Below are 16,801 nucleotides of genomic sequence, written 5' to 3' on the forward strand. Positions count from 1 at the left end.
GTGTGACCCGCGCCCCTTGCACCATCAGCGGTTGCCCGACCACCAGCCCCGGCGCTTGGGGCGGTCAGGGTCGGCTTCGGCCATTTCCGGCTCTCGCTCGGCCGGGCGGTCGTCGAATGATTCCGCCGGTTCGGAACCGGCGATTTTCGCCTCGACCGGGATGCCATGCGGCGCTTCGTCCTCGGCCTCGCCCTGCGCCGCCTCGGACGGCGCCGATTCGACAAGGACCGCTTCGATCACGGTTTCCTCGACCCCTACGGCGACCACACCGGCCGGCAGGAAATCCTCGGCCTGCGGTTCGGGCTGGGCCGCCTGGGGTTCGGTGGCGATTTCCGACAGGGGCACGATCTCGCCTTCATCGGGGGTTTCCGCGGGTTCGCGACGGGCGTTCAGGCCGGGCATGGCTTCGACAGGCTCGTCCGGCTGATCTTGCAGATCCACGACCTCGGGCAGACCCTCGGCCTGGGGCAGATCGCCGTTGCGGCGACGGTTGCGCGACCGCGACCGGCGGCGGCGGCCGTTTTGCCTGGAGTCGCCGGAGTCGCCCTCGGCGGCGTCCGCGTCGCCAAACGCCTCGGCGGTTTCGCCAGCCTCGGCGTCGTCCCCGTCCGTTTCGCCCGCGTCGCCATCGCCCGCTTCGCCTTCGGCCCGTTCGCCCGGCTTGCGCCGGCGGCGGCGGCGGCGGCGGCCCCTGCCCTCGCCAGTCTCATCCTCGGCCGACGCGGCCTCAGCGGCGTGCCCGGTCGTCTCCTCGGCACGCTCCTCCTCGGCCTCGGCTTCGATCTCCTCGGGCAGATCCTCGTCCTCGTCGTCGATCTGGGCCATCAGGTCGGCATCCACCGACAGGACGGGGGCCGTGACATCGGGGACGTTGCGGGTCGCGGTCTTGAACTTCTCGATGGCGAAATCGGGCGAGATCAGCGACGGATCGGCCTCCAGCCGGATCGACAGGCCATAGCGCGCCTCGATCCCGGCGATGTGTTCGCGCTTCTGGTTGATCAAGAAGTTGGCGACCGCGATCGGCGCCTTGACCAGCACCTCGCGCGAACGCTTGCGGGTGCCCTCGTCCTCGATGGCGCGCAGGATGGTCAGCGCCAGGCTGTCGTCGGACCGGATCAGCCCGGTGCCGTGGCAATGCGCGCAAGGCTGGGTCGTGGATTCCAGCATCCCCGGACGCAGCCGCTGGCGCGACATCTCCATCAGGCCAAAGCCCGAGATGCGGCCCATCTGGATCCGCGCGCGGTCGGACTTCAGCTTGTCCTTCATCCGCTTCTCGACCGCGGCGTTGTTGCGCCGTTCCTCCATGTCGATGAAGTCGATGACGATCAGCCCGGCCAAGTCGCGCAGGCGCAACTGGCGCGCCACCTCGTCGGCGGCCTCCAGGTTGGTCTTCAGCGCCGTTTCCTCGATCGAGCCTTCCTTGGTGGCCCGGCCCGAGTTCACGTCGATGGCGACCAGCGCCTCGGTCACGCCGATGACGATATAGCCGCCAGATTTCAGCTGCACGGTTGGGTTGAACATCCCCGACAGATAGCTTTCCACCTGATAGCGCGCGAACAGCGGCATCTGGTCGGTATATTGCTGCACGGACCCGGCATGGGTCGGCATGATCATCTTCATGAAGTCCTTGGCGGTGCGATAGCCGCGCTCGCCCTCGACCAGAACCTCGTCGATTTCCGAATTGTACAGGTCGCGGATGGTCCGCTTGATCAGGTCGCCTTCTTCATAGATCGCGGCCGGGGCCACCGACTTGAAGGTCAGGTCGCGGATCTGTTCCCACAAGCGCAGCAGGTATTCGTAATCGCGCCGGATTTCGGTCCGGGTCCGCTGGCTGCCCGCCGTGCGGATGATCAGGCCTGCGCCTTTCGGCACGTCCAGTTCGGACGCGATGTCCTTGAGCTTCTTGCGGTCGGCGATGTTGGTGATCTTGCGACTGATGCCGCCGCCGCGCGCGGTGTTGGGCATCAGGACGCAATAGCGTCCCGGCAGCGACAGATAGGTGGTCAGCGCGGCGCCCTTGTTGCCGCGCTCCTCCTTGACGACCTGGACCAGCATGATCTGCCGGACCTTGATCACTTCCTGGATCTTGTAGCGGCGCGGACGGGGCTTTTTCTGGACGCGGATTTCCTCGGCCACGTCCTCTTCGGCGACAGACTCAATTTCCTCGTCCTTGTCGGACGCGTCGGTCACGGCGGTTTCGCCGTCGTTGTCGTGATCGCCGGCGTCGGCCTCGTCGGCTCCGGTATCCTGGTCGTCCCGGGTGTCGTCTTCGGGCGCGGCATCGGCCGTGGCAACCTCGTCGCCCGTTTCGGCGCGTTCGGCCTGCGGCTTGCGGCGGCGATTGCCGCGCGTCGCCTCCTCGGCCTCCTGCGCCTCGGCATAGGCGCGTTCCTCGGCGATCAGGGCCGCGCGGTCGGCGGCGGGGATCTGGTAATAATCCGGGTGGATTTCCGCGAAGGCCAGAAAGCCGTGGCGGTTTCCGCCGTAATCCACAAAGGCCGCCTGCAGCGAGGGTTCGACCCGCGTGATCTTGGCCAGATAGATGTTGCCCGAAATCTGGCGCTTGTTTACGGTCTCGAAATCAAATTCTTCGACCTTGGTTCCGTCCACCACGACCACCCGAGTTTCCTCGGCATGGGTGGCGTCGATCAGCATTTTCTTTGCCATTGCTATGTCTTTCGCGCAGAAGCGCGCCCGGCGGCGCCAGCGGCACCCCCGAACGCAGACTGCGATATGATGATGGGGACACGGGCGCGGCAGGGGCTACGGCGATGCGGCGGGAAGGGCTGAATGCCCCCCCGTCCCGATCCTGTCCGTCCCGTGCGCGCGTCATCGCGTCTGTTCCTTACGGTTGACGCGAAGGCCAAAGCCTGTTGCGCCGCTGTCCGATATCGCCCGGCCGCATCGTGATGCGCCCCGGACGGGCTTTCCCGCATGACACGTGCCGCCTTCCGAAACCCGGTGCGAAAAATGCCACGCTGCGAAACTGTGGGCGTCGCGCAACCCCCGATTGCGGGCAGCAGGACGCATAGCCGCAACATAGAGGGCTAAGGGTGGAAAATTCAATGCCGAAAACGGCATGGCGCGGAATACGCGGGTTCTGGCCTGCGTAAACGAACCGCGCGCACCGTGCGTCACGCAGGCTTAACGCTTCTTTCACGCCGGTGTTGCACCCTGTGCCTATGCCCCGTGGCCGGGAGATCAGGAGAAAGCGTCATGCCGGTGGTCAAGGTCGATGCGGATCGCGCGCTGCCCGAGGGGCTGATCCCCGCCGCCCGCGCCCTGCCCGGCCATGCGCCCCTGATCGTGATGATCCACGGTTTCCGTTACTCTCCCGCCGCCGCTCATTGCGACCCGCACCGCCACATCCTGTCGCTGGACCCCGATCCTGCGGATCGCCGGGTGCTGTCCTGGCCCCGCGCCTTGGGATTTGGCGCAGGCGCGCCGGACGAAGGCCTGGCCCTTGCCTTCGGGTGGGAAGCACGCGGGATGCTGGGCCAGGCTTATGCCCGTGCCGGGGACGCCGGGCGGGCGGTCGCGGCCCTGGTATCGGATCTGGCCCAGCAGGCGGGTCGACCGGTCGCGCTGATCGGACATTCGCTGGGCGCACGGGTGGCCTTGCAGGCCCTGCATCATGCCGATGGCGGCAGCATCGGCCGGATCGTCCTGTTGACGGGGGCAGAGTTCCGCGACACCGCCGCCGCCGCCCTGGACAGCCCCGCGGGCCGCCGGGCCGAGGTGCTGAACATCACGTCCCGGGAAAACGACCTGTTCGACTTCGCGATGGAGATCTGGCTGGACCGAGGGCGCAGGCAGGCGCTCGGCTTTGGGCTGGACCGGCCCGCGGCGAACTGGGTGGACGTGCAGATCGACGACCCGGCGACGCTGTCGGCACTTGACCGGCTGGGCTTCGCGACCGAGCGTCCGTCGCTGCGCTTGTCGCATTGGTCGCCCTATCTTCGGCGCGGGCTGTTCGATTTCTATCGCACCGCCCTGGCGCAGCCCTGGGCCTTGCCCTTGTCGATGCTGCGCACCCGCCTGCCGGGACGGATACAGCCTCGCTGGTCACGGCTGCTGGCCGCGCCCGCGCAGATCGGCGGGGTGCGCGCCTGAGTCACTTCATGGCGTCGTCGGTCGGCACCTCGATCGCATGGGCGCGATACAGGCCCGCATTCGCCATAAGGAAGACAAAGATCACCAGCGGCATCCCGAAGGTCTTGAAGTAAACCCAGGTTGTTTCGGACATGGCGCGCCAGACCACCTCGTTGGCGATGGCCAGTCCCAGGAACAACAGCGCCATGCGCCCGGTCAGCTTGCGCCAGCCTTCGGCGTCCATGGGCAGGGCCTCGGACAGGATGGCTTGCAGCCAGTCGCGGCCCGCCACGAAGCTGAAGCCCAGAAGGCCCGCAAACAGCAGATAGATGATCGTGGGCTTGATCTTGAAGAAACGCGGATCGTTCAGCCAGACCGACAGCCCGCCAAAAACCACCACCAGGACCAGGGTGGCGATCTGCATGGGCGACAGCTTGCCCGTCAGCCGCCAGCGGACCAGCGTGGCAAGCGCCAGGGCCGGGATGAAGACCAGCGTGGCAAAGACCAGCGGCGTATAGGACTGGCCCCACAGCGCGACCGGGGTTCCCCGGTTCAGCATGAAGACCGCGAAGAACAGCAGCAGCGGTCCCCATTCCAGCACTTGCAGCACCCAGGCTTTCGGTTCCTTCATGGCGTCCTGTTCCCTTGCCCGTCAGACAGCGTCTTGTCCCGCATTGCAGGCGGGCGGTCAATCCAGCCGGATCGCCGCCAGGATCGGACCGGGCATCCCGTCACCGCCCTGTTCCCGCTGGACCAGCAGGGCGTGGCGGGTATCGGCGGGGAAACGGTCGTCCGCAGGCCCGTCGGGGCTGATGGTCACGCGCAGGGCGGCGATCCCGTCCCATTCCGCCAGCCGGTCCAGCGACAGGACGACATTGGTATAGGTGATGGCCTTGCCGCGATTTTCCCCCGCGGTCATGTGTACCTCGCGTTCGGGGGCATAGCGGACCAGCAGGATATCGACCCCTCCACCCAGGTCGGACAAGGGCATCAGTTCGATCACCTCGCCCCGGGGGGTGGTGTCGCGCTGGACGCTGATGGTGGCGGGGGATACGCGGCTGGCGTCGATCAGGCCCATCAGTTGCGCGGGCCCCAGCGCCACGGCGGTATCCTGGCCATCTACGATGACCTGCGGCGTATAAACCGACCGTTCCCCTGCAACCAGGGCATAGCGTTCTTGGCGCAGGGTGAATTCGGGCCGCGCGAAACTGTCGGCCCAGCCCAGGTAATCCCAGTAATCGACGTGAAAGGACAAGGGCAGGATGTCGGGTTCGTCCGACAAGCCCGCCAGCATGGCGTCGGCGGGCGGACAGGACGAACACCCCTGCGAGGTGAAAAGCTCGACCACCACGGGCAGCGCGTCGGGGTTCAGGCCAAAGGTCTCCATGGGCGGCACGCCGTCGCCTGCGGCAAAGCTGTTGAAGCCGCCCATGTCGGAGGGGACATGGGTGGACAGGGGCGACGGCTCGACCCGGCCCGCATCGTCGGGCGCGGCAATGACCGGCGCGTCGTCGCCATGGTCCCCACTGCCCGTGCCGGGGCCGGAGGCGCTTGCCGCCATGCCGCCGCCCTCAAGCGCGCCGGGTGCGGGATCGCCCCCTTGCGCGCCCGCGGACCCGCCGCCAAGCGCGATGGCCAGGCTGCAAAGGGATGCGGCGACAAGGGTTCTGGTCTTTGTGGCTGCCGTTCCGGTCAGCATTCCGGGGTCCGATGCGTGATTGATCTGTCCCCCTGCATAGCCCCCTGCGTGCGCCGCGAACAAATCAACGCTTCGTTAAGCAGGATGTGACCGTCATTCCGTGCCCCTTGAGCAACAGCCCGGCTTATGGTATGCGATTGCATACAATTCGCCGCGTGACGCCCTTGCGCAGCCCCGCCGCTTGGGGCAAAGCAGGGGCCATCCATGCCCGACCCATCCATTTCGCAGACAGGGAGGCCACCATGCCCATCCAGATCGGAACCGACACCGCCAAGACGCGCCGCAAGCTTTCGGCCGGCGGCAAGGATTACGCCTATTATTCCATCGCCGCCGCGACCGAGGCGGGGCTTGGCGACTTCTCGAAACTGCCCGCCGCGCTGAAGGTGGTGCTGGAAAACCTGCTGCGCTTCGAGGACGGCGGCTTTTCGGTGTCGGTCGATGACATCAAGGCCTTCGGCGAATGGGCCAGCCTTGGCGGCAAGAACCCGCGCGAGATCAACTATCGCCCCGCCCGCGTGCTGATGCAGGACTTTACAGGCGTTCCGGCTGTCGTTGACCTGGCGGCGATGCGCGACGGCATCCTGGGCCTGGGCGGCAATGCGCAAAAGATCAACCCGCTGAACCCGGTCGACCTGGTCATCGACCATTCGGTGATGATCGACGAATTCGGCAATCCGCGCGCCTTCCAGATGAACGTGGATCTGGAATACGAACGCAACATCGAACGCTACCAGTTCCTGAAATGGGGCCAGAAGGCGTTCCAGAACTTCCGCGTGGTCCCGCCCGGAACCGGCATCTGCCACCAGGTGAACCTGGAATACCTGGCCCAGACCGTCTGGACCGACACCGACCAGAACGGCGACTTGGTTGCATACCCTGACACGCTGGTCGGCACCGACAGCCACACCACGATGGTCAACGGCCTCGCGGTCCTCGGCTGGGGCGTCGGCGGGATCGAGGCCGAGGCCGCGATGCTGGGCCAGCCCGTGTCCATGCTGATCCCCGAGGTCGTGGGCTTCAAGCTGACCGGCCGCATGGTCGAGGGCACCACCGCCACCGACCTGGTGCTGAAGGTCGTGCAGATGCTGCGCAAGCACGGCGTAGTGGGCAAGTTCGTCGAATTCTATGGCGAAGGCCTGGACAACCTGCCGCTGGCCGACCGCGCGACCATTGCCAACATGGCCCCCGAATACGGCGCCACCTGCGGCTTCTTCCCCATCGACGACGAAACCCTGCGCTATCTGCGCAACACCGGACGCGACGAGGATCGGATCGCCCTGGTCGAAGCCTATGCCAAGGAAAACGGCTTCTGGCGCGGCGCAGATTATGCGCCGGTCTATTCCTCGACGCTGGAACTGGACATGGGCAGCATCGTGCCGGCGATTTCCGGCCCCAAACGCCCGCAGGACTATCTGCCGCTGACCGATTCCGCCCAGAGCTTCCGCAAGGTGGTCGCCGATTATCGCGGCGGTGCGCAGGATGATGGCGAGGTGATGGTCCGCGACGCCGTGCGCACCGTTCCGGTCGAAGGCACCGACTATAGCATCCGCGACGGATCCGTCGTGATCGCGGCGATCACAAGCTGCACCAACACCTCGAACCCTTATGTGATGATCGGGGCGGGCCTGGTCGCCCGCAAGGCGCGCGCGCTTGGCCTGAACCGCAAGCCCTGGGTCAAGACCTCTCTGGCCCCCGGTTCGCAGGTCGTGGGCCAGTATCTCGAGGCTGCCGGCCTGCAAGAGGATCTGGACGCCCTGGGCTTCAACCTGGTGGGCTATGGCTGCACCACCTGCATCGGCAACTCGGGTCCGCTGGGCGATCCGGCGATCACAAAGGCGATCCACGACAACGACCTGGTGGCGACCGCCGTGCTGTCGGGGAACCGCAACTTCGAAGGGCGCATCAGCCCCGACGTGCGCGCGAACTTCCTGGCCTCGCCCCCGCTGGTGGTGGCCTATGCCATCGCGGGCGACCTGAACATCGACCTGACCAAGGATCCGATCGGCCAGACGCCCGAGGGCCGCGATGTCTATCTCAAGGACATCTGGCCCACCAACCAGGAAATCGCCGACCTAGTCCACGCCACCGTCACGCGCGAGGCGTTCCAGTCGAAATACGCCGATGTCTTCAAAGGCGACGAACGCTGGCAGGCGGTCGAGGTCACCGACTCCGAGACCTATGACTGGCCGCCGACCTCGACCTATATCCAGAACCCGCCCTATTTCCAGGGCATGGCCAAGGAAGCGGGCGTCATCAGCGACATCGACGGCGCGCGCGTGCTGGCGATCCTGGGCGACATGATCACCACCGACCACATCAGCCCGGCCGGGTCGTTCAAGCCCACCACGCCCGCTGGCCAGTACCTGATCGAACGGCAGGTCGCGCCGCGTGATTTCAACAGCTACGGATCGCGTCGCGGCAACCACGAGATCATGATGCGCGGCACCTTTGCCAACATCCGCATCAAGAACGAGATGCTGGACGGGGTCGAGGGCGGCTATACCAAAGGCCCGGACGGCCAGCAGACTTCGATCTTCGACGCCTCGATGGCCTATCAGGACGCGGGCGTGCCGCTGGTGATCTTTGGCGGCGTCGAATACGGCGCAGGCTCCAGCCGCGACTGGGCGGCCAAGGGCACCAACCTGCTGGGCGTCAAGGCGGTCATCGCGGAATCGTTCGAGCGTATCCACCGGTCCAACCTGGTCGGCATGGGCGTCGTCCCGTTCGAGTTCCTGCCGGGCGAGAACCGCAAGACGCTGGGCCTGAAGGGCGACGAGACCGTGTCGATCCACGGCCTTGCGGGCGATTTCAAGCCGCTGTCGCTGGTGCCCTGCACCATCACCTATGGCGACGGCACGGTGAAGGAAATCCAGTTGAAAGCCCGCGTCGATACCGAGGTCGAGATCGAATACCTCAAGAACGGCGGCGTGCTGCATTACGTTCTGCGCAACCTGGCGAAAAGCTGACCCGTAGGGTGCGTGCTTGCACGCACCTTCGCGGCAAGACCAACGCCCCCGGTGCCGGCCAGCGGGGGTTTTTCATTGACGCAGGGCCACATCGCGGCCATATCGCGCCTTGCGCGGAGGGCTGGATGACCGCGGCAGCAATGTCGAGGAAAGTCCGGACTCCATGAGGCAGTGGTGCCGGGTAACGCCCGGCGGGGGCAACCCCAGGGAAAGCGCCACAGAGAACAGACCGCCCATGTCCGCATGGGTAAGGGTGAAACGGTGGGGTAAGAGCCCACCGGGGGGCTGGCAACAGCGCCCGCATGGCAAGCCCCACCAGGAGCAATGCCGAATAGGGACCGCGCGCGGGGGCAACCCCGCAGGGCCGCCTTGCCCCAGCAGGTCCGGGTAGGCAGCTTGATCCGGCGGGCAACCGCCGGGCCAGAGGAATGGTCATCCAGCCGCGCAGGCGGTGGACAGAATCCGGCTTACAGGCCCTCCGCGCAAATCACGGCCTGGCTTGGGGCGATTCGGGTTGACTTCGGCCCGCCCATGGCTAAAAGGCGGGCTTCAAACGAATTCCACGGGGTCTGCGCCGCGCGATTGCCCCGAAGCAGGAGCAATGACATGGCGAAGCCGACCACCATCAAGATCCGGCTGAACTCGACCGCCGGCACCGGCCACTTTTACGTGACCAAGAAGAATGCCCGCACGATGACCGAAAAGATGACCGTGCGCAAATTCGACCCGGTCGTCCGTCAGCACGTCGAATACAAGGAAGGCAAGATCAAGTAAGGATCCTGCCCGACGGGCTGGCCCCTTTGGGGGTTTTGGCCTGAACTGAAAGGGTGCCCTCGGGTGCCCTTTTTTCGTTGTGCGGCAGACCCTGCCCGGCCCTCGGAACCCGAAGCCCTTCTTTGCGCTATAGCTTTGGCGCCCCCGCTTTGGGGCTTGAACGCGAAAGGGCCTTTCGATGGTCAGAACGATGCTTTCCGCGGCCTTTGCCGCCGCTGTCACCCTGACGCCCGTCCATGCACAGGATCTGGGCGATATCGTGGGCGGGGTTGCCCTCCAGTATCTGGAACAGGAACAGGACCGCGCCGCCTTCGCGCAGGCGCAAGGCACCGATACACGGGCAGCCTATCAATCCTATCTGCGGCAGTTCCCGAACGGGGCCTATGCCGCGCAGGCGCGTGATCGCGTCCAGCAGCTTGGCGGAACGACAACCGCGCCAGCCGCCCAGAGCCAGGGCGACACGGCAGGGCTGTCCCGCCAGCAGCGCGTGCAGGTCCAGCGGCAACTGAACGGGCTGGGCTATAGCACGAACGGCGCGGACGGCAATTTCGGTCCCGGAACGCGCCGGGCCATCGCCTTGTGGCAACGGGACCGCAATTACGCGCAGACCGGCACCCTGAACGCCGCCCAGGCGAACGAGATCCTGCAAGGAACGGCCACCACCCGGCCCGCCGCGACGACCACCCCGTCCGTCGGCCCTGCCGGGAACGAGGCCGACCTGGGCCTTAGCCTCCAGCAGCGCCGGGCGGTGCAGGCCGGGCTGACCCAGCGGGGTTTCGACACCCGTGGCGTGGACGGCGTCTTTGGCCAGGGCACACGCAATGCCATCGCCTCGTGGCAGCGGGCCAACGACCTGGAGGCGACCGGCTATCTGACCGCCGCGCAATACGACCGGCTGGTGGCGCGCTGACCGCCCTTAGGGCAGGATGAACTCGACCCCGGGAAGGACCGCGATTTCCGCCACATCGGCGCGATACTGGTCGGTGACGCGGTCCACCAGATCCTGCGTCCATCCCGGCAGGTCGATCACCTGATCCAGCGCGGCGGGCAGGGCATGGGCCTCGATCATCTGCGCCGACAAGGCTCGACGCCTGGCGATGGTCATCTGGTCCTGCGCGGCCAAGGCTTCCTTCAACTGCCCCAGGCCGGTCTGGTCCAGGATCTCTTCCAGATACATCATTCCGCCTTTCAGCGGCGCGTCCGGGGGGATGCTGCCCACAAGGCGCGCGATCTCGGGCCAGATCAGGGGCACGTCCTCGTGGCACCAGATGACCACGCGGCGGCCGGGCACCGCGCGCAGCAGCGCCTGGATCGGATCGCGCCATCGCAGGTCCAAGGGACGGCGGCCCTGCATCAGAACGTGATAGCCGCCCCCGGTAAAGACCGGCAGCACCTCGGCGATCAGGGTGGCGGGGTTGCGGATGGCCAGAAAGAACTCGGCCTCGTGGTCGGGAAACAGGTTGGCCAGCGCCGCCGCCCTTGCGCCCATCTGCGGATACAGCCCCGTCTGCCCCACCACCCGGCCCGGCGCGCCCATGAAGGTCGGCGTGGAAAACACCGCGCGGTCGGGGGATTCGCTGTGCAACACCGCATCCAGCATGATCTGCTGCATTTCGGCTGTGGCGCGCCCCCCCTTCAGGGACATCAGCGCCTCCTCGAACAGGCCGCGGTGGCGGTTGGGGGTGACGATGTCGGTTCCGTGCTGCATCAGCCAGTCGCGGTTGTTCAGAAGCGTCTTGAGCAGCCTGTCCCCGTCCGTGCCATGCACCCCCAGGTGGAACACCATCTGCATATCGGCCCTGCCCCTTGTCTCACCTCAACCCTTGCGGGTGCCGTCGCACAGTAGCGAGGCGATCCGCACAGTCAAACCGCTTTCACCGCTTGCGGAAACCGCCCGCAGGGGCTAGGCAGAAGACGCCGCCCTTGCGCGTCACGCCGGTTTAGCTCAGCTGGTAGAGCAGCTGATTTGTAATCAGAAGGTCGCGGGTTCGATTCCTGCAACCGGCACCAATTCCAAAAGATCATCCCGAACGCACCCTCATGGGGCCTCACCGCATCATGCCCTGGTAAAGGATGCGGCGCGACGTCTTGGCTGACCCGTCCCCCTTGGACATCGCCCCCCGCACCCCCTATAACGCGCGCGACATCCAGACGCTGCGAAGGTGCATCACATGATCAAGGTCTTCGGCCATACCGCCCCCGATACGGATTCGACCGGTTCCCCCATCATCTGGGCCTGGTATCTGAACGAGGTCCGCAAGTCCCCCGCCCAGGCGGTCCTGCAAGGGGAACCCAACACCGAGGCCCTGTGGATGCTGAAGCGGTGGAACCTGGACAAGCCGCAGATCATCGCCGATGTCGCAGCCGGCGATCAATGCGTGATCGTGGACACCAACAACCCCGCCGAACTGCCCGCCAGCCTGGATCAGGCCGAGGTGATCGAGATCATCGACCATCACCTGCTGGCAGGCGGCATCAAGACCCGCACCCCGATCAACATCACCGTGCGCCCGCTGGCCTGCACCGCCACGATCATGCACGACCTGATGGGGGCGGACATGGCCCGCGCACCCGAAGCCATCAAGGGCGCGATGCTGACCTGCATCCTGTCCGACACGCTGGAATTCCGCAGCCCGACCACAACCGCCCATGACCGCGCCGTGGCCGAAAAGCTGGCCGCCGACCTGGGCGTCAACATCACCGACTATGCGACGGAAATGTTCGCGGCCAAATCCGACATCAGCGCCTTCAACGATGAAACCCTGCTGCGCACCGACAGCAAGGAATACGAACTGGGCGGCAAGCAACTGCGGATCACCGTCCTGGAAACCACCGCGCCGCAGGTGCTGCTGGCGCGCAAGGCCGCGCTGATCGCCGCCATGCCCCGTGTCGCCGCCGAGGATGGCGCGGACGAAGTCCTGTGCTTCGTCGTCGATATCCTGCGCGAGGAAGCGACCCTGCTGATCCCCAACGACTTCGTCCGCCGGCTTGCCGAACGCAGCTTTGGCGTGGCTGTCACCGGCGACAGCGTGGTCCTGCCGGGCGTGATGAGCCGCAAGAAGCAGATCATTCCGGTTCTTGCCCTGTAATGAGCAAGATCATCCAGTCGCTGTCCCAGATCGGCGCCGATTACGACGTGCTGTTCTGCGACCTGTGGGGCTGCCTTCACAACGGCAAGCAGCCCTATCCCGCCGCCGTCGCCGCCCTGCAAGCCTTTCGCGCAGGCGGCGGCAAGGTCGTCCTGATGACCAATGCGCCGCGTCCCAACCAGTTCGTGATTGCCCAGCTTGACCGCATGGGCGTGCCCCGCGACGCCTGGGACATCGTCGTCAGTTCGGGCGATGCCGCGCAAGAGGCGATGTTCGCGGGCGCCGTGGGCCGAAAGGTCTGGCACATCGGCACGGAAAAGGACGACGGTTTCTTCGACGACATTCCTGGCGAATTTGCCGACGCCCCGCCGATCCACCGGGTATCGCTGGAGGAAGCGGAAGGCATCGTCGCCACCGGCCCGTTCGACGAACTGACGGAAACGCAGGGCGATTACCACGACCGGCTGATGGCCGCGCGCGACCGGGGGCTGCCGATGCTGTGCGCCAACCCGGACGTGATCGTGGACATGGGCGAGACGCGGATCTATTGCGCGGGCGCCCTGGCGGAATATTATGAAGGCTTGGGCGGGCGGTCGCTTTACTTCGGCAAGCCGCATCCGCCGATCTATGACCGGGCGCGGCGGTTGCTGGACCTGGGGCCGGATGCGCGAATCCTGGCCATCGGCGACGGCGTCTTCACCGATGTGAAGGGCGCCCTGGACCAGGGGATCGACGCCTTGTTCGTGACGGGCGGCCTGGCGGCGGACGCGCTTGGGCCTGATGTCGAAAACCCCGACCTTGCCCTGCTTCTGGACTGGCTGGGCGGCCACGCCCTGGCCCCACAATACAGCATCGGCCGGTTGCGCTGACCGATCAGCCCTGCCGTCACGCGCGGCAGGAAAAGACGTGCACGGACGAGGGGATGCGAACCGCGTCCCCCTGTCCGAATGGGGCAAAGGCTGTTTCGATATCGGCGGCAATCGCCGCGCGATCCTCGGCGGTGGCGTTGCACAGCCTCAGCAGACGCGCCGCAGGTCCGACATGGGTGGCCAACCTTGCCGCGCCCGCAACCCCGCCGGGCGGGGTCAGGTCGATCTGCCAGGTCTCCCACCGGCCATCCGACAGGCCGGCCCGGTCCATCAGGTCCAGGACATGATGGGGATCGGCGAATGCCATCGGCCCTGGCGCAGTGGAGACCGGATCCGGCTCAGCCGCCAGCCGCTGCCCCGCCACCTGTTGCGGAATGGAAAACCAGGGATTTCGCTCCAATCCGTCCCAGGACACAAAGACCATCCGCCCGCCCTCCTGCAATGATGCCGCGAGGTTGCGGAACGCGGCCACGCTGTCGGCGAAAAAGCTCATCCCGAAGCGGGATATCAGGACATCGTGGCGTTTGGGGGAAAGACGCTCGACTTGGGCATCGCCCAGGCGAAACGTCGCGTTCGTCACGCCTTGGGCCACGGCGCGCTGCCGTGCGCGCTCCAGCATGGGCGCGGCGATGTCCAGGCCCAGCACCCTGCCCGCCGGAACCCTTCGCGCCGCCGCGATCGTGCTTGCCCCGGTTCCGCAACCCACGTCCAGGACATCCTGCCCGTCGGCGAATGCGGCCGCATCCAGAAGGACCGCCATGATCCCCTCCATGGTGGCGTCCAGGCTTGCCTCGTGATCGACCCAGGCCCGACCGGCGGGCGAGGTCCAGAATTCTGCCTGTGACTGGTTGCCGCTTTCCATCACTGCCGATCCTTTGCGAAAGGATATTATACTTTGGTGCTGTATATCAGAAATATTCTTGCGCGCAAAAAATTTCGCTGCTATGCAGCATCATTGCCCTGCTATCGGCCAAGCCCATGGAACGCAGCATGTTCGACAACCTTCCCCGCGGCACCATCGTCATCGAGGATCTGGAGGTGGGCATGACCCGCTATCTGCAAAAGCAGGTGACGGATCGCGACATCGACTTGTTCGCCGAGGTGTCGACCGACCGCAACCCGGTGCATCTGGATGATGATTACGCCCGCGACACCATCTTCGAGGGGCGAATCGCGCATGGGATGCTGACGGCGGGCCTGATCTCGGCGGTGATCGGGGAACAACTGCCGGGGCATGGCACCGTCTATCTGGGTCAGACGCTGAAATTCATGGCCCCCGTCCGCCCCGGCGACACTGTCCGGGCCGAGGTGACGGTGGAAACCATCGATCATGCGAAACGGCGGGTCACGCTTGCAACCCGCTGCCTCGTGGGTGATACGGTCGTCCTGAAAGGCGAGGCGGTCGTTCTGGCGCCAAGCCGCAAGTTCGACTGACGGGGCTCCTGGCAGCCCCAGTGGGGGCACCCTTTGCAAATCCACCGCGACTGGACTGGACTTCCGGCAGGCGCCCGCGGCGCATCCGTCGCCATGGGCAATTTCGACGGTGTCCATCTGGGCCATCGCGCAGTGATCGAGGCCGCGCGGCAGGCGGCCGACGCCCCCCTGGGCATCGTCACCTTTGAACCCCATCCCCGTCAGTTCTTCGCGCCCGACGCGCCGCCCTTTCGGCTGATGAATTCGGAATCCCGCGCAAACCGCCTGGCCCGGCTGGGGGTGGAGCAGCTTTACGAGCTGCCCTTTGGCGCGGTCCTGGCGGGCCTGTCGCCCGATGCTTTTGCGCGCGACGTGCTGGTGGGCGGCCTGGGTGTCGTTCATGTGACCGTGGGCGCGGATTTCGTCTTTGGCAAGGACCGGGCGGGCAATGTCGCGACCTTGCAGGATCTGGGCCGCCAGCTTGGCTTCGGCGTCACCGCCGTGCCGCTGGTTGGCACGGGCGGCCAGGATTACAGCTCCACCGCCATCCGGCAGGCCTTGGCGGATGGGCGCCCGCGCGACGCGGAACGGATGCTGGGCCACCTTCACCGGATCGAAGGTGAGGTGATCCATGGCAACAAGCGCGGCCGCCAGTTCGGCTGGCCCACCGCGAATATGCAGATGGACGACCTGCACCTGCCGCGCCTGGGCGTCTATGCGGTGGTCGTCGATGTCCTGACGGGGCCTGACAAGCTGTCCTGCCAGGGCGTGGCCAGCCTGGGCGTTCGTCCCATGTTCGGCCGCAACGCCCCGAACCTGGAGGTGCATCTGTTCGACTTTGACGGCGATCTTTATGGCCAGCACCTGTCCGTGGGCCTTGTCGAATTCCTGCGCGACGAGGCGAAGTTCGACAGCGTGCAGGTTCTGATCGACCAGATCGCGGCCGACGCGGACCAGGCCCGCGCGGTGCTGGCGGGCGCATGATGCGCGACCGGTTCTGGGAACTGCCCCTGCCCCAATTGCAGCCCGACGAATGGGAAGCCCTGTGCGACGGCTGCGGCAAATGCTGCCTGAACAAGATCGAATACGAGGATACGGGCGAACTGGCCTTCACCCGCGTGGCCTGCAAGCTGCTGGACGGTGACAAGTGCCAGTGCAGCAGCTATCCGAACCGCCACAACTTTGTCCCTGATTGCGTCGTCCTGACCCCCCGCAAGCTGGCCGAGATCGCCTGGTGGCTGCCCGCCACCTGCGCCTATCGTCTGCGCCACGAAGGACGGCCGCTCTACAAGTGGCACCACCTGGTCTCGGGCGACCGCGAAACCGTCCACAGCGCCGGCGCCAGCGTCCGCGGCTGGACCGTCAGCGAGGTCACCGTCAGCGAGGAAGACTGGGAAGATTACATCATTGAGGACTTGTCCTGACGCGACAGCCGCAGCTTTTCGCATAACGGTCGACAAGACGGCAGACGGCTAGCTTTCCTGCTGTCCCAGGCGTTCGAACCAGCCGGCATAGGGGGTATTCTTCACCATCCTGCGGTTCAAGTCCGGCGCGCCATCGTCCCACCAGACAGGCCCGCGCTCGCCCAGGGCGATCTTTGCTTCGTTGACGTCGCGATGCGCGCCGTCCTCGGCCGTCTTGTCGCCTGACATCCGCGCCGCCCCGACCGCCCGTCGCGCCGCCATCAGCGCCTTGACCAGCTGTTCCCGTTCCGCACCCGGCAAATGGGGGTTTGCTGCCCGCCACAACCGACCGCGGACGACGATATAGCGATTGTCGGGCGTCAAGGGCGGCATTTTAGGCAGGCTTGGATGGATGTGCAATCTGCGCCAATGCCCAAAGCCGCGTCACGGTTCCACGAATGGATCGCGAGGCTTGGGGTAGCTGATCTTTTTCAGG

At 66.0% G+C, this 16,801-nt stretch carries 15 protein-coding genes, 1 tRNA gene and 1 other RNA gene; 11 read left to right on the forward strand and 6 right to left on the reverse strand.

Going from position 1 to position 16,801, the window contains the following annotated elements:
- Positions 1–24: 24 nt before the first annotated feature.
- Positions 25–2,667: a ribonuclease E/G gene (locus tag Q5701_RS03805; protein ID WP_306753838.1), complete on the reverse strand. Its 2,643-nt coding sequence runs from the start codon at positions 2,665–2,667 to the stop codon at positions 25–27.
- Positions 2,668–3,216: 549 nt separating this feature from the next.
- Here Q5701_RS03805 and Q5701_RS03810 point away from each other — a divergent pair.
- Complete coding sequence (locus Q5701_RS03810) at positions 3,217–4,113, forward strand: DUF726 domain-containing protein (protein ID WP_306753840.1); 897 nt, start codon at positions 3,217–3,219, stop codon at positions 4,111–4,113.
- A gap of 1 nt (position 4,114) precedes the next feature.
- Here the strand turns inward: Q5701_RS03810 and Q5701_RS03815 are convergent, their stop codons facing one another.
- Both Q5701_RS03815 and Q5701_RS03820 read right to left on the reverse strand, forming a co-directional pair.
- Positions 4,115–4,723 (reverse strand): inner membrane-spanning protein YciB, encoded by a 609-nt coding sequence (locus Q5701_RS03815; protein WP_234853603.1) that lies wholly within the window; start codon positions 4,721–4,723, stop codon positions 4,115–4,117.
- Between the two features lie 57 nt (positions 4,724–4,780).
- The gene (locus Q5701_RS03820) at positions 4,781–5,791 is read right to left on the reverse strand and encodes a DUF1223 domain-containing protein (protein WP_306753841.1); all 1,011 of its coding nucleotides are present in this window, start codon (positions 5,789–5,791) and stop codon (positions 4,781–4,783) included.
- A 242-nt stretch (positions 5,792–6,033) separates the two neighbouring features.
- On the opposite strand from Q5701_RS03820, the gene acnA reads away from it, so the two are divergent.
- From acnA to Q5701_RS03840, 4 genes are all read left to right on the forward strand, one after another.
- A complete protein-coding gene (gene acnA, locus Q5701_RS03825; protein ID WP_306753842.1) occupies positions 6,034–8,757 on the forward strand; it encodes an aconitate hydratase AcnA in 2,724 nt (907 codons plus the stop codon).
- Between the two features lie 113 nt (positions 8,758–8,870).
- An RNA gene (gene rnpB / locus Q5701_RS03830) (RNase P RNA component class A) lies at positions 8,871–9,243 on the forward strand.
- Between the two features lie 120 nt (positions 9,244–9,363).
- Positions 9,364–9,531 carry a 50S ribosomal protein L33 gene (rpmG, locus tag Q5701_RS03835; protein WP_089389030.1) on the forward strand — a complete coding sequence of 56 codons (168 nt, stop codon included), beginning with the start codon at positions 9,364–9,366 and terminating at the stop codon, positions 9,529–9,531.
- A 178-nt stretch (positions 9,532–9,709) separates the two neighbouring features.
- A complete protein-coding gene (locus Q5701_RS03840; RefSeq protein ID WP_306753843.1) occupies positions 9,710–10,441 on the forward strand; it encodes a peptidoglycan-binding domain-containing protein in 732 nt (243 codons plus the stop codon).
- A 6-nt stretch (positions 10,442–10,447) separates the two neighbouring features.
- Here the strand turns inward: Q5701_RS03840 and Q5701_RS03845 are convergent, their stop codons facing one another.
- Positions 10,448–11,323 (reverse strand): hypothetical protein, encoded by an 876-nt coding sequence (locus Q5701_RS03845; RefSeq protein WP_306753844.1) that lies wholly within the window; start codon positions 11,321–11,323, stop codon positions 10,448–10,450.
- 142 nt (positions 11,324–11,465) lie between these two features.
- Here Q5701_RS03845 and Q5701_RS03850 point away from each other — a divergent pair.
- The 3 genes from Q5701_RS03850 to Q5701_RS03860 all read left to right on the forward strand — a co-directional run bounded on the left by Q5701_RS03850 (position 11,466) and on the right by Q5701_RS03860 (position 13,489).
- Positions 11,466–11,541 (forward strand) — tRNA-Thr (locus Q5701_RS03850).
- Positions 11,542–11,702: 161 nt separating this feature from the next.
- Positions 11,703–12,620: a manganese-dependent inorganic pyrophosphatase gene (locus Q5701_RS03855; RefSeq protein WP_306753845.1), complete on the forward strand. Its 918-nt coding sequence runs from the start codon at positions 11,703–11,705 to the stop codon at positions 12,618–12,620.
- On the forward strand, positions 12,620–13,489 hold the full coding sequence (locus tag Q5701_RS03860) for a TIGR01459 family HAD-type hydrolase (protein ID WP_306753846.1): 870 nt from the start codon (positions 12,620–12,622) through the stop codon (positions 13,487–13,489). The genes Q5701_RS03855 and Q5701_RS03860 overlap by 1 nt, the downstream gene beginning before the upstream one ends.
- Positions 13,490–13,505: 16 nt before the next feature.
- Here Q5701_RS03860 and Q5701_RS03865 read toward each other — a convergent pair whose 3' ends face one another.
- The gene (locus Q5701_RS03865) at positions 13,506–14,351 is read right to left on the reverse strand and encodes a class I SAM-dependent methyltransferase (protein WP_306753847.1); all 846 of its coding nucleotides are present in this window, start codon (positions 14,349–14,351) and stop codon (positions 13,506–13,508) included.
- Positions 14,352–14,479: 128 nt separating this feature from the next.
- On the opposite strand from Q5701_RS03865, the gene Q5701_RS03870 reads away from it, so the two are divergent.
- The 3 genes from Q5701_RS03870 to Q5701_RS03880 are packed head-to-tail and all read left to right on the forward strand — an operon-like array spanning position 14,480 to position 16,326.
- Positions 14,480–14,923 (forward strand): MaoC family dehydratase, encoded by a 444-nt coding sequence (locus tag Q5701_RS03870; RefSeq protein WP_306753849.1) that lies wholly within the window; start codon positions 14,480–14,482, stop codon positions 14,921–14,923.
- Between the two features lie 33 nt (positions 14,924–14,956).
- A complete protein-coding gene (locus Q5701_RS03875) occupies positions 14,957–15,886 on the forward strand; it encodes a bifunctional riboflavin kinase/FAD synthetase (RefSeq protein ID WP_306753851.1) in 930 nt (309 codons plus the stop codon).
- Positions 15,886–16,326, forward strand: a complete 441-nt coding sequence (locus Q5701_RS03880; protein WP_234855815.1) for a YcgN family cysteine cluster protein — start codon at positions 15,886–15,888, stop codon at positions 16,324–16,326. Before Q5701_RS03875 ends, Q5701_RS03880 begins: the two co-directional genes overlap by 1 nt.
- Positions 16,327–16,374: 48 nt before the next feature.
- Here the strand turns inward: Q5701_RS03880 and Q5701_RS03885 are convergent, their stop codons facing one another.
- Positions 16,375–16,698 carry a hypothetical protein gene (locus Q5701_RS03885; RefSeq protein WP_306753853.1) on the reverse strand — a complete coding sequence of 108 codons (324 nt, stop codon included), beginning with the start codon at positions 16,696–16,698 and terminating at the stop codon, positions 16,375–16,377.
- Between the last annotated feature and the right edge of the window lie 103 nt (positions 16,699–16,801).

Origin of the sequence: Paracoccus actinidiae, assembly GCF_030863885.1 — a bacterium.
GTDB lineage: Bacteria > Pseudomonadota > Alphaproteobacteria > Rhodobacterales > Rhodobacteraceae > Paracoccus > Paracoccus everestensis.

Coding starts and splice junctions, on each gene's coding strand:
- Q5701_RS03805 (WP_306753838.1), bottom strand. CDS start 2,667: ATGGCAAAGAAAATGCTGATCGACGCCACCCATGCCGAGGAAACTCGG.
- Q5701_RS03810 (WP_306753840.1), top strand. CDS start 3,217: ATGCCGGTGGTCAAGGTCGATGCGGATCGCGCGCTGCCCGAGGGGCTG.
- Q5701_RS03815 (WP_234853603.1), bottom strand. CDS start 4,723: ATGAAGGAACCGAAAGCCTGGGTGCTGCAAGTGCTGGAATGGGGACCG.
- Q5701_RS03820 (WP_306753841.1), bottom strand. CDS start 5,791: ATGCTGACCGGAACGGCAGCCACAAAGACCAGAACCCTTGTCGCCGCA.
- acnA (WP_306753842.1), top strand. CDS start 6,034: ATGCCCATCCAGATCGGAACCGACACCGCCAAGACGCGCCGCAAGCTT.
- rpmG (WP_089389030.1), top strand. CDS start 9,364: ATGGCGAAGCCGACCACCATCAAGATCCGGCTGAACTCGACCGCCGGC.
- Q5701_RS03840 (WP_306753843.1), top strand. CDS start 9,710: ATGGTCAGAACGATGCTTTCCGCGGCCTTTGCCGCCGCTGTCACCCTG.
- Q5701_RS03845 (WP_306753844.1), bottom strand. CDS start 11,323: ATGCAGATGGTGTTCCACCTGGGGGTGCATGGCACGGACGGGGACAGG.
- Q5701_RS03855 (WP_306753845.1), top strand. CDS start 11,703: ATGATCAAGGTCTTCGGCCATACCGCCCCCGATACGGATTCGACCGGT.
- Q5701_RS03860 (WP_306753846.1), top strand. CDS start 12,620: ATGAGCAAGATCATCCAGTCGCTGTCCCAGATCGGCGCCGATTACGAC.
- Q5701_RS03865 (WP_306753847.1), bottom strand. CDS start 14,351: ATGGAAAGCGGCAACCAGTCACAGGCAGAATTCTGGACCTCGCCCGCC.
- Q5701_RS03870 (WP_306753849.1), top strand. CDS start 14,480: ATGTTCGACAACCTTCCCCGCGGCACCATCGTCATCGAGGATCTGGAG.
- Q5701_RS03880 (WP_234855815.1), top strand. CDS start 15,886: ATGCGCGACCGGTTCTGGGAACTGCCCCTGCCCCAATTGCAGCCCGAC.
- Q5701_RS03885 (WP_306753853.1), bottom strand. CDS start 16,698: ATGCCGCCCTTGACGCCCGACAATCGCTATATCGTCGTCCGCGGTCGG.